The following is a 14,735-nucleotide window of genomic DNA, read 5'->3' as shown; positions in this document are numbered from 1 at the left end:
AATCTCTTTCGAACAGACAGATTGCTTCGTTTCTCTCGAAATGACTAATAATCAACAAAAAATGAACTACTACAGTTTACACCATAAATCACCAAAATCAACTTTTAAAAATGCAGTTGTACAAGGTTTAGCAAAAGATAGAGGAATTTATTTTCCTGATAACATTCAACAACTTTCAAAAGATTTTATTGAAAATATTTCTGATTATTCAAATCACGAAATTGCTTACGAAGTAATAAAACAATTTGTCGGTGATGAAATTCCTGCTGAAAAATTAAAAGAGATTGTTGCAAAAACGGTTTCTTTCGATTTTCCTTTGGTAAAGATTGATGACAATATTGCTTCTCTAGAATTGTTTCACGGACCAACCATGGCTTTTAAAGATGTTGGTGCTAAATTTATGGCACAATGTTTAGAGTATTTTAATAAAGATAATGATGATGAAGTTACAGTTTTAGTGGCTACTTCTGGAGATACAGGAGGCGCTGTTGCCAATGGATTTTTAGGAGCAAAAGGTGTAAATGTTGTTATTTTATATCCTTCAGGAAAAGTAAGTGACATTCAAGAAAAACAATTAACAACTTTAGGTCAGAATATTACTGCGCTAGAAGTTGATGGCGTTTTTGATGATTGTCAAGAAATGGTAAAAACCGCTTTTTTAGATGAAGAAATTACAAAAACATTAACCTCAGCAAATTCTATAAATGTTGCACGTTGGTTGCCACAAATGTTTTACTTTTTCTTTGCTTATAAAGAATTACATAAAAAACATAAAGATTTAATCTTTTCTGTACCAAGTGGAAACTTCGGAAATATTTGCGCGGGAATTATGGCACAAAAATTAGGTTTACCTATTAAACATTTTGTAGCATCTACAAATGTAAATGACACTGTTCCTAATTATTTAGTTGACGGAGTTTACAAACCAAAACCATCTAAAGCAACCATTTCTAACGCTATGGATGTTGGTAACCCAAGTAATTTTATCAGAATACAAGAATTGTTTGATAATGACTTAGAAGCTCTTAAAAGCGCTTTTTCTTCGTATAGTTTTTCTGACGATGAAACTCGTGAAACAATGAAGGAGATTTACAAAAACTCTGGCTATGTTGCAGATCCTCATGGAGCAGTTGGCTACTTAGGTTTAAAAAAGCATGGATTAAAAGAAAACGAATTCGGAGTTTTTCTTGAAACTGCACATCCAGTAAAATTCTTAGATGTTGTAGAAGAAACTTTACCAGTAAAAGTAGAAATACCAGAACAAATTAAAAAAGTAATCAATAATACTAAAGTAGCTATAAAAGCTTCAACTTATGAAGATTTGAAAGCTTATTTAATGAAATAATAAAATAAGTTATTTCTATAAAAGTAAAAACTCCTAACAAATTTAATTTGTTAGGAGTTTTTTGTTGGCCTACAAGGACTCGAACCTTGAATGTCGGTACCAAAAACCGGTGTGTTACCAATTACACCATAGGCCAATGCTTTTATGCGGGTGCAAATTTAACCTAATCTTTTAATTCTACAAATTTTTTTTTATAAATTTTTAGTTTAACATTTTTTTATGAGCTTTTATCACATCAGAAAATAGAACAAACATACTTTTAATCATAATTATTAGTAAATTCGCCCACAGATTATTAAGGAAACTATGACATCAGAAAAATTTAAAAAATGGAACATCATCTTAGGATGGGCTACATTTGCTATCGCTTTAATTACCTACACCTTAACGCTAGAACCAACTGTTAGTGCCTGGGATTGTGGAGAATACATATCAACCTCAGTAAAATTAGAAGTTGGGCATCCACCAGGAGCACCTCTTTTTCAAATGTTAGGTGCGTTTTTTGCAATGTTTACTTCGGATGTTACAGAAATAGCTAAAATGGTAAACTTCATGTCTGCTTTAGCGAGCGCATTTACTATTTTATTTATGTTTTGGACGATTACCAATTTAGCCAAAAAAATGGCTGTAAAAACTGGTGGAATTACTGACGGAAAATATATTGCAATTCTTGGAAGTAGTTTAGTGGGTTCTTTAGCGTATACTTTTTCTGATAGCTTTTGGTTTAGTGCTGTTGAAGGTGAAGTATATGCGATGTCATCGTTTTTAATGGCTTTATTATTCTGGTTAGGCTTAAAATGGGAAAACGAATTACATCAACCAAGAGGAAATAAATGGTTAATTATAATTAGTTTTGTTGTTGGTTTATCATTTGGTGTTCACATACTTTCTTTATTGGTGATTCCTGCAATTGTATTATTATATTTCTTTAAAACCTATAAAACAATCAACCTAAAAACAACGGCAATTGCTACCGTAATTTCTGTGATAGTTTTAATGTTTGTCTTTAAATTTTTATTCCCTTTTACACTAAAATTCTTTAGTGCTTCAGAATTATTTTTTATCAATACAATTGGATTACCTTATAATTCTGGTTCTATAATTGCTGCTATAATTTTAATTGCTCTGTTTTATTTTGGATTAAACTACACCAGAAAAACTAAAAAAGTTACAGCAAACACTTTAATACTTTCTGTTTTATTTATTATGATTGGTTTTTCTTCTTGGATGATGTTACCAATTAGAGCCAATGCAAATACAACTATTAACGAAAATAATCCGTCAAGTGCGCGTGAGTTATTAGCGTATTATGAACGTGAACAATATGGTGATGCAAATGTTTTTTACGACACCTATTATTCAAATTCTTACAGTAGAGAACAAGATGCTAAAAATCCTACAAAAGACGATAAACCAAAATATGAGAAAAAAGATGGTAAATATGTTATCGTAAATATCTACAAAGATGTGTTGCCTAATTGGTCTGATAAACACAAGGGTTTTATTCCAAGAATGGTAAATCCTGCTTCAGAAAAAATGTACAAAGCTATTGCTGGCATTCCAGAAAAAAGCAACAGAAGACCAACGTTTGCAGAGAACATTAAGTTTATGGTAAGCTATCAATTTGGTTATATGTATGGGCGTTATTTTATGTGGAATTTTGTTGGGCGTCAAAATGATACCCAAGGAAATTTAGACATTTTTAACGGGAATTGGATTAGCGGAATTGATGTTATTGATGAAGTAAGATTAGGTTCTCAACAACAACTTCCAGCAGATGTATTAGAAAATAAAGGTCGTAATACCTATTATTTTTTACCGCTTATTTTAGGAATCATAGGTTTATTGTATCAAATAAAATGGGACAAAGAGAACTTTTTCACCTTGTTTATGTTTTTCGTTTTTACAGGTTTTGCAATTATATTTTACACAAATCCGAAGCCTTTTGAACCTAGAGAACGTGATTATGCAGTTGTAGGAAGTTTCTACATATTTGCCATTTGGATTGGTTTTGGAGTACTTGCTTTATTTGAATATTTACAAAAATTAGGTCCAAAAAAACCGATAGCAATTGCAATTACTTTAATCTCAATATTAGCAGTTCCGTCATTAATGGCGTTCGAAAACTGGGATGATCACGATCGCTCAAACAGATACACAACACATTTAAATGCACAAGCGTATTTAGAAAGTTGCGACCCAAATGCAATTATGTTTACCATTGGTGATAACGACACCTTTCCGCTTTGGTACATGCAAGAAGTAGAAGGTATTAGAACGGATGTAAAACTAGTGAATACAAGCCTTTTTCAAACAGATTGGTATATAGATCAAATGAAACGCGCAACGTATAAAGCAGCTCCTATTCCATCAGAATTAACACATGATGAATATAAATACGGAACTTTAGATGTTGCATATTACTATCATGAATTATTTCCTAGTTTAAAAGATTCTGTAATTGATTTAGACAGTTATATGAAATGGATTCGTAGCGATAGCCCAAGAACTTTTTATGATTTAGATGATGATGGAATTCCTGAAAAAATGCTACCAACTAATAAAATTAGAATTCCTGTTAATAAAGAAAATGTTTTAAAATATGGAATTGTAGCTCAAAAAGATGCAGACAAAATTGTGCCTTATATTGATATTACAGTTGATAGAGCTTTGGCTAAAAACACTATTTTAATGTTAGATATTTTAAATAATTTTAATTGGGAACGTCCAATTTATTTTACTGGTGGCTCTAATACTGATAGCGAATATATTTGGCTTAAAGATTATTTACAGTTAGATGGTGTTGCTTTTAAATTTGTACCAATTAAAACACCAACCAAAATTTATAATGAAAACGGACAATTAGTTAGAGAACTAAGTTTGTTTGACATTGGTAGAATAGATCCAGAGAAAATGTACAAAAATGTACAGAAATGGAATTGGAGAAATATTAATGATGGTAAAATTTATTTAGATGAACAAACCAAAAGAAATGCCATTTCTTTACGAAATAGTTTAATGCGTTTATCTAGTGCTTTTGCAATTGAAGGCGACACTTTAAAAGCTATTGAAGTGTTAGATTTATCATTAGAAAAACTACCAATTGAAGATTTTGATCATTATAGCTTATCTATGGATTATCCAGAAATGTATTACAAATTAGGTGAACCAGAAAAAGCTAGAGCCGCAGCAAAAACCTTAATTAAGCTATTTAAAGATAAATTAGTTTGGCATAGTACTTTTCCGTCAGAAAAGTTTGATATGGTTTTTGATGAGTTTGATATGACGTTTAGATATTTATTTAGAGGCGTTATCGATCAAGTTGTAGAGTTTGATACAGATGAAGCTTTTATAATGGAGTTACAAACAGAGTTTAATCAAACATTACAATTGTTTGATCATATAATACCAAGTGAAGAAGCAAAATAAAACAACAAATGCAGATATTAAAGTTAGTTTAAACCAACTTTAATATCTGCATTTTTTTAAACAAAAGATTTAGAGCTAAAAATATTTTTGCACTAAACCAATTAAAGTATTTGCATCTTGATGGCCCGTTTGGCGCCATTTCATTTCTCCATTTTTATAAATTATAAAAGTAGGATTTCCTTTAACACGCAAAGCATCTGCTAAAGTCTCATTTTTTTTAATGTCAATTTTTATAACTTTTGCTTTATCTCCTAGAGCTGCAGCCACATCTCTTAAAGTATCAGTACTATTTTCTACCTCATTCCAATCAGCATAAAAATCGATTAAAACAGGTATATTTACTCCAATTAATTCTCCAAATTTTGTCATAACAGTTTTTTAGGATTTAAGAACTAATAATTTTACAATTGTAATATAACAAATTTAATTGAAATTAGAAAAATTCTCTTTAAATATACTGATCATCAAGCTTTTTTAAGCTCAATAACTGTAATTTCTGGCCAAATACCTACTCTACCAGGAAATGCATGATAACCAAAACCTCTGTTTACATTTATAAACCTACTAGATTCTTCATACAAACCTGCCCATTGTTTGTACACATATTTAGATGGACTCCATTTTATAAACCCCGGAATTTCAATTCCCAATTGCAAACCATGCGTATGACCGCTTAAAGTAAGATGATAATTAAAATCGTCATTTTTAACTTTTTCTTGCCAGTGACTTGGATCGTGACTCATTAAAATTTTAAAATCTTCTTTTTTAATTTTTGCGGATGCTTTTTGTAAATCTCCAGCTTGATTAAATCCTTTTCCCCAATTTTCTACACCAAGAAGCGCAATTCTTTGTCCGTCTTTTTCTATATAACGATGTTCATCCAACAATAAATCGAAACCAATTTTTTGATGAATATCTTTTACATCTTGAAAATTTTTGACTTTATCTTCTGGTTTATCCCAATCCATATAATCGCCATAATCATGATTTCCAAGAATGGAATATTTACCTTCTTTCGCTTCCAATTTACTAAAAACATCAATCCAGTTATCCATTTCATCCGCTTTATTATTTACAATATCACCTGTAAATAACATCAGATCAGATTTTTGCTGATTTATTAAATCAACTCCGTATTGAATTTTTTCTTTATTCGTGAAGCTTCCAGAATGAATATCAGAAATTTGCGTAATTGTATATCCATCAAAAGCTTCTGGTAAATCTTTAAAAGTTAACTGATATTTTAAAACTTTATAATTGTATTTTCCTTGTACAATTCCGTAGATAAAAGACGCAAAAGGAATTGCCGCCAAACCTAAAGCCAACTGCGAAATAAATTTTCTTCTACCTGCTAAAGGTTCAGTTTTAGAACTAGAAACTGCAGAAATTCCTTTTAAGGCTGATCTAAAAATATCTTCGCCAAAAAGCAAAATAACAATTACTAATTTAGGAACTAAAACTACAAGTAATAAACCAACTGCCATTTGAAATTGTGGTGTTTGACCATCACTTCTAGAATACGTTAACATGGTAACTAAAAAGTTGGTATATGCAGCAATACTTATCAGTAAAAAACCATAACGTAAAAATTTATTTTTAGTAATCGTTTTTAAAGCTTGGAATGTATAAATTTCAAGAACTACAGTTAAAATAAGTAGTATTATAAGAGGAAAAACCCAACGTGGCATAAATATATTTTTAAGAATGCACAAAGGTAACTGTTAAAAAACGAATGAATTTTAACATCATGTTAAAGTTTTTTCAGTAAGTTTATAGATTAAATTTTGATAAAATGATGGATGCTATTGTTGCTTTTTTTGAAAACCTAACAAGTCTACAAAAGTTTTTTTGGGTTGTTGGTTGCCTTTCTTTATTCTGGATTTTAGAAGGCGTTTATCCGTTAAAAAAACATCAATATAACAAATGGAAACACGCTAAAACAAACTTAATTTTACTACTTTCTACGATGATTATTAATGTGGTTTTCGGAATTTTAACTGTCGGAATTTTCTCTTGGATCGACGCCAATAATTTTGGTTTATTAAAGATGATTGACTTGCCAGTTTGGATAGAAATTATTTTAGCAATTATGATTTTAGACTTTATGTCTCAATATATTGTACATTATATGTTACATAAAATTCCTGTAATGTGGCGTTTTCACACGATTCATCATAGTGACACGCATGTAGATGTTACCTCTGGAACTAGACATCATCCAATAGATTTTATTTTTAGAGAAACCTTTGCTTTATTAGGAATTATAATTGCTGGTTTGCCTGTTTCTTACTATTTAATGTACAGAATTTTAACGGTACTTTTCACTTACTTTTCGCATGCGGATATTCAATTGCCACTTTGGTTAGACAAAACGATTAGTTATGTTTTTATTTCGCCAAATACACATAAATTTCACCATCATCATGTAATGCCTTGGACAGACACAAACTTCGGAAATATTTTCTCTTTTTGGGATCGTATTTTTGGAACCTTCATATATAAAGACACCAAAGATATTGTGTACGGAATTGATATTTTAGATGCAGAAAAATCCGAAGATATTTTATATCAATTAAAAGCACCTTTTAAAAAGGAGTTAAAATCTGCTGAATACAAAGCTTAAATTCTGATTTACAATCTAATTAACTTCTTATATTGATAGATTTTTATCAAAAATTTTCAATTTGATAAATAGTCTTTGAAGTTTCCTACTCATCATAACTTTTTGTAGTTTTATCTTTTTTCAATTAAAGATAAAATGGCAGATCAAAAAAGACTTTTTTTAGTTGATGCGTATGCATTAATTTTTCGTGGATATTACGCATTTATAAAGAACCCAAGAATCAATTCTAAAGGTTTAGACACCTCTGCAATTATGGGTTTTATGAACTCTTTGTTAGACGTAATTAAACGTGAAAGACCAGATCATTTAGCGGTTTGTTTTGATAAAGGCGGCAGTGTAGATCGAGTTGAAATGTTTGAAGCCTACAAAGCAAACAGAGATGCCACTCCAGAAGCTATAAAATTAGCAGTTCCTTATATTCAAGAAATCTTAAAAGCCATGCACATTCCGATTATGGTAAAAGACGGTTTTGAGGCAGATGATGTTATTGGAACACTTTCTAAACAAGCAGAAAAAGAAGATTATAAAGTGTATATGGTTACGCCAGATAAGGATTTTGCGCAACTTGTTTCCGAAAATATTTTTATGTATAAACCACGTTTTGGTGGTGGTTATGACATTTGGGGAGTTCCAGAAGTTTTAGAGAAATTTGAAATCACAGATCCTTTACAAGTCATCGATTTTCTTGGAATGATGGGAGATTCTGCTGATAATATTCCTGGTTTACCTGGAGTTGGAGAAAAAACTGCCAAAAAGTTTTTAGCTGCTTATGGTTCTATGGAAAACTTACTAGCAAATACACATGAGCTAAAAGGAAAAATGAAAGAGAAAGTGGAAGCTGCCAAAGAATTAGGGTTGCTTTCTAAACAACTAGCAACAATTATGTTAGATGTTCCTGTGGTTTTTGACGCAACTGATTTTACTTTAGATCAACCAGATACAGAAAAAGTTACAGAACTTTTTAACGAACTAGAATTCAGAAATTTATTAACTAATTTTTTACGAACTTTTGCGGTTGAAAATGCAGAAAAAGTAAATTCAGTAGAAGATTCATCCGAAGAAAAACCAAAAACAACTTCTAAAAAAGCACCTGTAAGTGCAGAAGGTCAATTTGATTTATTTGCAGCTCCAGGAACCGGAAGTGTAACGAAAGAAGAAATAATATCTGGCTTTAAAACTATAGAAAATACCAATCATTTTTATCAACATATAAACTCGCCTTTATCAAGAAAAATCTTGTTGCAAAAATTAATGCAGCAAAAATCTGTTTGTTTTGACACAGAAACTACTGGTTTAAAAGCCTTAGAAGTTGAGTTAATCGGAATCGCTTTTTCTTTCGAAATTGGCAAAGGATTTTATGTTTCTTTTCCGGAAAATCAGGAAGAAACAACAACTATTTTAGAAGAATTTAGACCGTTTTTTGAAGCATCAGAAATTGAAAAAATTGGTCATAATTTAAAATATGATATCAAAGTTTTATCAAATTATAATATGCCTGTAAAAGGGATTTTGTTTGATACCATGATTGCGCATTATTTAATCAATCCAGATATGCGTCATAATATGGATATTTTAGCAGAAACTTATTTAAATTATCAGCCAGTTTCTATCACAGAATTGATTGGTAAAAAAGGAAAAAATCAGCTTTCTATGAGAGTTGTGCCTATAAATGATCAAACAGAATATGCCGTTGAAGATGCAGATATTACACTTCAATTAAAAGAACATTTTACATCAGAATTAGAAAGTGGAAACGTTACCAAACTTTTTAAAGAGGTTGAATTACCACTAGTTTCTGTGCTAACTGCTATGGAAATTGAGGGAATTAACATCAACACAGATTTCTTAAAAGAATTATCAGTTGCTTTAACGGATGACATCAACAGACTTGAAAAAAATATTTACGAACAAGCAGGAGAAGAATTTAATATCGCTTCACCTAAACAATTAGGAATCGTTTTGTTCGAAAATATGAAGTTAGTTGACAAGCCTAAAAAGACAAAAACGGGTCAATATAAAACCGGCGAAGATATTTTATCTTACTTGGCTAAAGACCATCAAATTATAAGAGATATTCAAGAATATCGTCAATATAAAAAATTACAAAGCACGTATGTAGATGCGTTGCCAAATGAAGTAAATCCGAAGACAAAAAGAATTCATACGGAATATATGCAAGCGGTTGCTGCAACAGGAAGATTGAGTTCTAATAATCCGAATTTACAGAATATTCCGATTAGAACAGAACGAGGACGACAAGTTAGAAAAGCGTTTATTCCTAGAGATGAAAATTACGTTTTATTGGCTGCGGATTATTCTCAAATTGAATTAAGAATAATTGCTGCGTTAAGTGAAGAAGAAAACATGATAAATGCTTTTAAAAATGGTGAAGATATTCATGCTTCAACTGCCGCAAAAGTGTTTAATGTTCCTTTGGATGAAGTTACTCGCGAGCAAAGAAGCAACGCAAAAACAGTTAATTTCGGAATTATTTATGGTGTTTCTGCTTTCGGATTAAGCAATCAAACAGACTTATCTAGAAGTGAAGCAAAAGAGTTGATTGATACCTATTATGAAACCTATCCGAAGTTAAAAGCATACATGTCTGCACAAGTTGATTTTGCTAGAGATAACGGGTATGTAGAAACGGTTTTAAACAGACGAAGATATTTAAAAGACATCAATTCTAGAAACGCAGTTGTAAGAAGCGCTGCTGAAAGAAATGCTGTAAATGCGCCAATTCAGGGTTCTGCTGCAGACATTATAAAACTAGCAATGATTAATATTTACAAGCGTTTTGAGAAAGAAAACTTTAAATCTAAAATGTTATTACAAGTGCATGATGAATTGGTTTTTGATGCGCATAAAGACGAGTTAGAAATTATAAAACCAATTATTAAATTCGAAATGGAAAATGCTTTTAAAATGAGTGTTCCTTTGGATGTTGAAATAGGAATTGGAGAAAATTGGTTAGAAGCGCATTAAAAATAAATATGGAATTAGATTACATAGAAAACATTGACGGACACGACCAAAACATTGTTCGTTTATATAACTTTAACAAAGCAGAAGCGATTCTGTTTAGAAAACTGATAAAAGATACCATTATTGACAAAAAACAGAAGTTAGATTTATCTCAAGTAGATTTTATAACGCCACGTAATTGCAATTTAATTTTTGGTTTATTTAAGTCTGATGAAGGAATTCTTACAAAAGATAACCAAACCTTTTTTTGTATTCTAACATTAGATGGTTTTATAAACATGGCAAAACTTATTGAACCATTTTGTAAAAAGGAATCTAAAGGTTATCAGTATTTATATGATATTGACAATCCTACAGATTTATTATTTTGTCCAACGGCTAGTTATGATGAATGATACATTTTTTGAAAAATTAAAAAAACTGATTACAATTTCGAAAACTCTAAAACACATTTTATAATTTAACATAAAAACGAATTTTAAATAGAAAACAACGTAAGATTCTTATAAAACTTTCAGTAGAAAAAAAGTAACTTTGAAATGTAAGATCAAAAAAGAAAAAGAATGAATTTAACGATTGAAAACATACTACTTGTTGGCTCTTTATTACTTCTTGTAAGTATTTTTGCTGGTAAAACTTCTTATAAGTTTGGCGTTCCTACTCTTCTACTCTTTTTAGGAATTGGCATGTTGGCTGGTTCTGATGGTATTGGAGGTATTCGTTTTGATGATCCAAAAACTGCTCAATTTATAGGAATTGTATCTCTAAATTTTATCTTGTTTTCTGGTGGACTTGACACGAACTGGACAGCTGTAAAACCAATTCTTAAAGAAGGAATTATGCTATCAACAGTAGGTGTTTTATTAACCGCAGTTTCATTAGGAACTTTTGTTTGGTTTGTTACAGATTTTACTATTTATGAAAGTTTACTTTTAGGCTCAATTGTATCATCAACAGATGCAGCAGCCGTATTTTCTATTTTGCGTTCTAAAAATTTAGCTTTAAAAACGAATCTAAGACCAACATTAGAGTTAGAAAGCGGAAGTAACGACCCGATGGCGTATGTACTTACGATTGCCTTTTTAACACTGGTAATTCATCAAGATCAAAGTTTTATGTCTATAATTCCTATGTTTTTACAACAGATGATTTTAGGCGGAATTGCAGGTATTTCTTTTGGATTTTCTAGTAAATATATTATCAATAAAATAAAATTAGACTTTGAAGGTCTTTATCCTGTTTTAGTAATTACTTTGATGTTTATCACATTTTCAGCAACAGATTTTATTGGTGGAAACGGATTTCTTGCTATTTATATTTGTGCAGTTTATTTAGGAAATCAAGATCTAATTCATAAAAAAACCATTTTAAAAATGTTCGATGGTTTGGCGTGGCTAATGCAAATTGTGTTATTCCTTACTTTAGGATTACTTGTTTTTCCTTCTGAAATTATTCCTTACATGGGAATTGGACTACTTATTTCTGTATTTCTAATTCTTGTTGCCAGACCAATTGGTGTATTTATTAGTCTTCTATTTTTTAAAATGAGAATGAAAAGAAGGTTTTATATTTCTTGGGTTGGTTTGCGTGGAGCAGTTCCTATTGTGTTTGCAACGTATCCGCTTTTAGCAGGAATTGACAAAGCAAATATGATTTTTAATATTGTGTTTTTTATTTCAGTTACCTCCATATTAATTCAGGGAACTACACTTTCACTTGTTGCAAAATGGTTAGATGTAGGATTGCCAGAAACACTAAAAAAACTATCTCCAACAGATATGTTAATGGCAGAAAATCCGAAAGCAGAAATGAAAGAACTTTTAATAACTCCAGATTGTTTTGCTGTAGACAAAAAAATAGTAGAATTAGGCTTTCCGAAAAATGCAATTATAGCAATGATTAAAAGAGATGAAAGCTATATAATTCCAAATGGTTTAACAATAATTAACGCACAAGACACACTAATTGTACTTGCAGACAGACCTCATATCTTTGATGAAGTTTACAAAACACTTAAAAACAAGTAGAAAATAAGAAGTTCAATTTGAAACATTTCCAATATTTTAAAACTGATATTTCTGAGGTTCAGCTTCCAGAAAAATTTACATTTCCTTTTTATTACGAACCACATTCTTTGGCTAAAATTGCTGCAGAAGAAATTCAAGAATATTTAGAATCTCAAACTGATTTTGAACATAATTTTGGATTAAAAAAAAATCAAACGGATTTACCAATCGGAAAAATGTTTGGTGTTTTAATTGTGCAAAACAAGGAAAATGAAATTGGATATTTAGCAGCCTTTTCAGGAAAACTAGCGGATAAAAGTTTACCAGAAAAATTTGTTCCGCCTGTTTTTAATATGAGAACAGAAGGCAGTTTTTATATAAAAGGGGAACTTGAAATTGATGAAATAAATGCGCAATTAACTCAATTAAAAAATAACGAACAATATTTAACTTTAAAAAAATCGTTTAAAAAATTGAGTGAATCAATTGCTAAAGATTTAGAAAACCAAAGAAAGAAAATGAAACTTTCTAAATCTGATAGAAAACTTCAAAAGAAAAAAGCAATCTCAATATTAAGTGATTTAGAATTTAAAAATCTCACCAAAAAATTAATGCAAGAAAGTTATAATGATCAATTTTTCTACAAAGAATTAGTTGAATATTATGATGACAAACTAGAAAAAAACGGAAAAGAATTCCTTGTTTTTGAAAACAGAATTGCAGCGTTAAAAAAAGAAAGAAAGGAAAAATCAAACTATTTACAGCAAACATTATTTAGTAAATATGCATTTTTAAATCAGCAAAAAGAATTAAAAAACTTATTAGATATTTTTAATGATCCAGCAATAAAACCTCCTGCAGGCTCAGGGGAATGTTCTGCTCCAAAATTATTAAATTATGCTTTTGCTAATGATTTAAAACCTATTTCTATGGCAGAATTTTGGTGGGGAATTTCGCCAAACTCAGCCGTTAGAAAACACAAAAACTATTATCCTGCTTGCCAAAGTAGATGCAAACCAATTTTAACACACATGTTGCAAGGTCTTGAAATGGATGATAATTTATTGTTAGAAAATTTATCAGAAAAACAAGAACTTAAAATCATTTATGAAGATGACGTTTTAATTGTTGTAAACAAACCTGCCGAATTTTTATCTGTTCCTGGTAAAGAAATTACAGACTCGGTTTATAGTAGAATTAAAGAAAAATATCCAACTGCAACTGGCCCTTTAATTGTGCATCGTTTAGACATGTCTACTTCTGGCATTTTACTTTTAACCAAAACGAAAGAAGCTAATAAAATTTTACAAAGTCAGTTTATAAATAGAACCGTTAAAAAACGATATGTTGCCTTATTAGATGGAAATTTAACTGAAAATAGCGGAAAAATAAAACTTCCTTTAAGAGTAGATTTAGACGACAGACCTAAACAATTGGTAGATTTTGTGCACGGCAAAAATGCTGAAACAGATTGGAAAATCATCCAAAGAGAAAACGGAAAAACACGCGTTTATTTTTATCCAATTACAGGAAGAACGCATCAATTAAGAGTACACGCTGCGCATAAAAACGGATTAAACACTCCAATTATTGGTGATGATTTGTATGGAAAAAAAGTAAACAGATTACATCTTCATGCCGAATTTATTGAGTTTTTTCATCCATCAACAGGTGAAAAAATGAATTTTACTGTTGACCCTGAATTTTAAAAGAAAGAAAAACCAATTCCGAAAGAAATACTGTCTAATTGATCATTTTCAAAACCAACAATTCCTTTTCTATGGAAATCTAATCTTATAATTGTATTCCATCTTTTTTCTCCTGCAACTTGAACTCCCAAACCTAAACCATAATAATTTCCATCGGGATAATTAGAAGAAGGTGTCCACATCTTACCATAACGAGCTTCTACAAAAAATGCATCATCATCAGCTTCGCTAATATTATATTTTAAACTTCCATAAGTTGGAAACGCACTTACAGCATAATTCCAATGATAATCGTAACCTGCGTTAAAGCCAACAGCAAGTTTTCGTTTAAATTCGTAGCCAAATCCTACTCTAAAAAATAATGCTGAAGGAACCAAAAAAGTTTCATCGTCATCATTAAAAGGAGTGTAATTTTCATTGATTCCTAGTGTAAAATTAACATCTCCTGTAAAAAAAGACCTTCCTAATTTTTCTTGAGAAAAAGAATTTTGAAAAATAAATAGCAATCCAAAAGCAAGTAGTATTTTTTTCATTGGTAAATTTTAGATAACCAAAACTACCAAAAACTATTCCGTTTTAAATTTCTTGTAAAAGTTAATTTGAAATATGTTGCTGCATCAATTTTATCCGTAATTTTG

General features: G+C 30.4%; 10 protein-coding genes and 1 tRNA gene. 7 read left to right on the top strand and 4 right to left on the bottom strand.

Features of this window, described 5'->3' with window-relative positions:
• The first annotated feature begins 61 nt into the window (after window positions 1-61).
• Window positions 62-1,345, top strand: a complete 1,284-nt coding sequence (gene thrC / locus BLT70_RS00630; RefSeq protein WP_091897278.1) for a threonine synthase — start codon at window positions 62-64, stop codon at window positions 1,343-1,345.
• 64 nt (window positions 1,346-1,409) lie between these two features.
• Here thrC and BLT70_RS00625 read toward each other — a convergent pair.
• Window positions 1,410-1,481: transfer RNA gene (locus tag BLT70_RS00625), tRNA-Gln, on the bottom strand.
• A gap of 170 nt (window positions 1,482-1,651) precedes the next feature.
• Here BLT70_RS00625 and BLT70_RS00620 point away from each other — a divergent pair.
• The gene (locus BLT70_RS00620) at window positions 1,652-4,774 is read left to right on the top strand and encodes a DUF2723 domain-containing protein (RefSeq protein ID WP_091890116.1); all 3,123 of its coding nucleotides are present in this window, start codon (window positions 1,652-1,654) and stop codon (window positions 4,772-4,774) included.
• Between the two features lie 75 nt (window positions 4,775-4,849).
• Here BLT70_RS00620 and BLT70_RS00615 read toward each other — a convergent pair whose 3' ends face one another.
• Both BLT70_RS00615 and BLT70_RS00610 read right to left on the bottom strand, forming a co-directional pair.
• A complete protein-coding gene (locus BLT70_RS00615) occupies window positions 4,850-5,143 on the bottom strand; it encodes a co-chaperone YbbN (protein ID WP_091890113.1) in 294 nt (97 codons plus the stop codon).
• 95 nt (window positions 5,144-5,238) lie between these two features.
• Window positions 5,239-6,462, bottom strand: a complete 1,224-nt coding sequence (locus BLT70_RS00610) for a metallophosphoesterase (protein ID WP_091890110.1) — start codon at window positions 6,460-6,462, stop codon at window positions 5,239-5,241.
• Window positions 6,463-6,566: 104 nt separating this feature from the next.
• On the opposite strand from BLT70_RS00610, the gene BLT70_RS00605 reads away from it, so the two are divergent.
• From BLT70_RS00605 to BLT70_RS00585, 5 genes are all read left to right on the top strand, one after another.
• The gene (locus BLT70_RS00605; RefSeq protein ID WP_231962771.1) at window positions 6,567-7,397 is read left to right on the top strand and encodes a sterol desaturase family protein; all 831 of its coding nucleotides are present in this window, start codon (window positions 6,567-6,569) and stop codon (window positions 7,395-7,397) included.
• Window positions 7,398-7,532: 135 nt separating this feature from the next.
• Window positions 7,533-10,382, top strand: a complete 2,850-nt coding sequence (gene polA, locus BLT70_RS00600; protein WP_091890104.1) for a DNA polymerase I — start codon at window positions 7,533-7,535, stop codon at window positions 10,380-10,382.
• 8 nt (window positions 10,383-10,390) lie between these two features.
• Complete coding sequence (locus tag BLT70_RS00595; RefSeq protein ID WP_157691806.1) at window positions 10,391-10,777, top strand: hypothetical protein; 387 nt, start codon at window positions 10,391-10,393, stop codon at window positions 10,775-10,777.
• Window positions 10,778-10,945: 168 nt separating this feature from the next.
• A complete protein-coding gene (locus tag BLT70_RS00590; RefSeq protein ID WP_091890099.1) occupies window positions 10,946-12,409 on the top strand; it encodes a potassium/proton antiporter in 1,464 nt (487 codons plus the stop codon).
• 17 nt (window positions 12,410-12,426) lie between these two features.
• Complete coding sequence (locus tag BLT70_RS00585; RefSeq protein ID WP_091890096.1) at window positions 12,427-14,097, top strand: pseudouridine synthase; 1,671 nt, start codon at window positions 12,427-12,429, stop codon at window positions 14,095-14,097.
• Here the strand turns inward: BLT70_RS00585 and BLT70_RS00580 are convergent.
• Window positions 14,094-14,630, bottom strand: coding sequence for a hypothetical protein (locus BLT70_RS00580; RefSeq protein ID WP_091890094.1), 537 nt, complete (start codon window positions 14,628-14,630; stop codon window positions 14,094-14,096). The two genes, BLT70_RS00585 and BLT70_RS00580, sit on opposite strands and share 4 nt — an antisense overlap.
• Window positions 14,631-14,735: the final 105 nt, after the last annotated feature.

The sequence above is a fragment of the Polaribacter sp. KT25b genome (assembly GCF_900105145.1).
Classification (GTDB): domain Bacteria; phylum Bacteroidota; class Bacteroidia; order Flavobacteriales; family Flavobacteriaceae; genus Polaribacter.
This window is presented reverse-complemented; position numbering and strand designations above follow the sequence as displayed.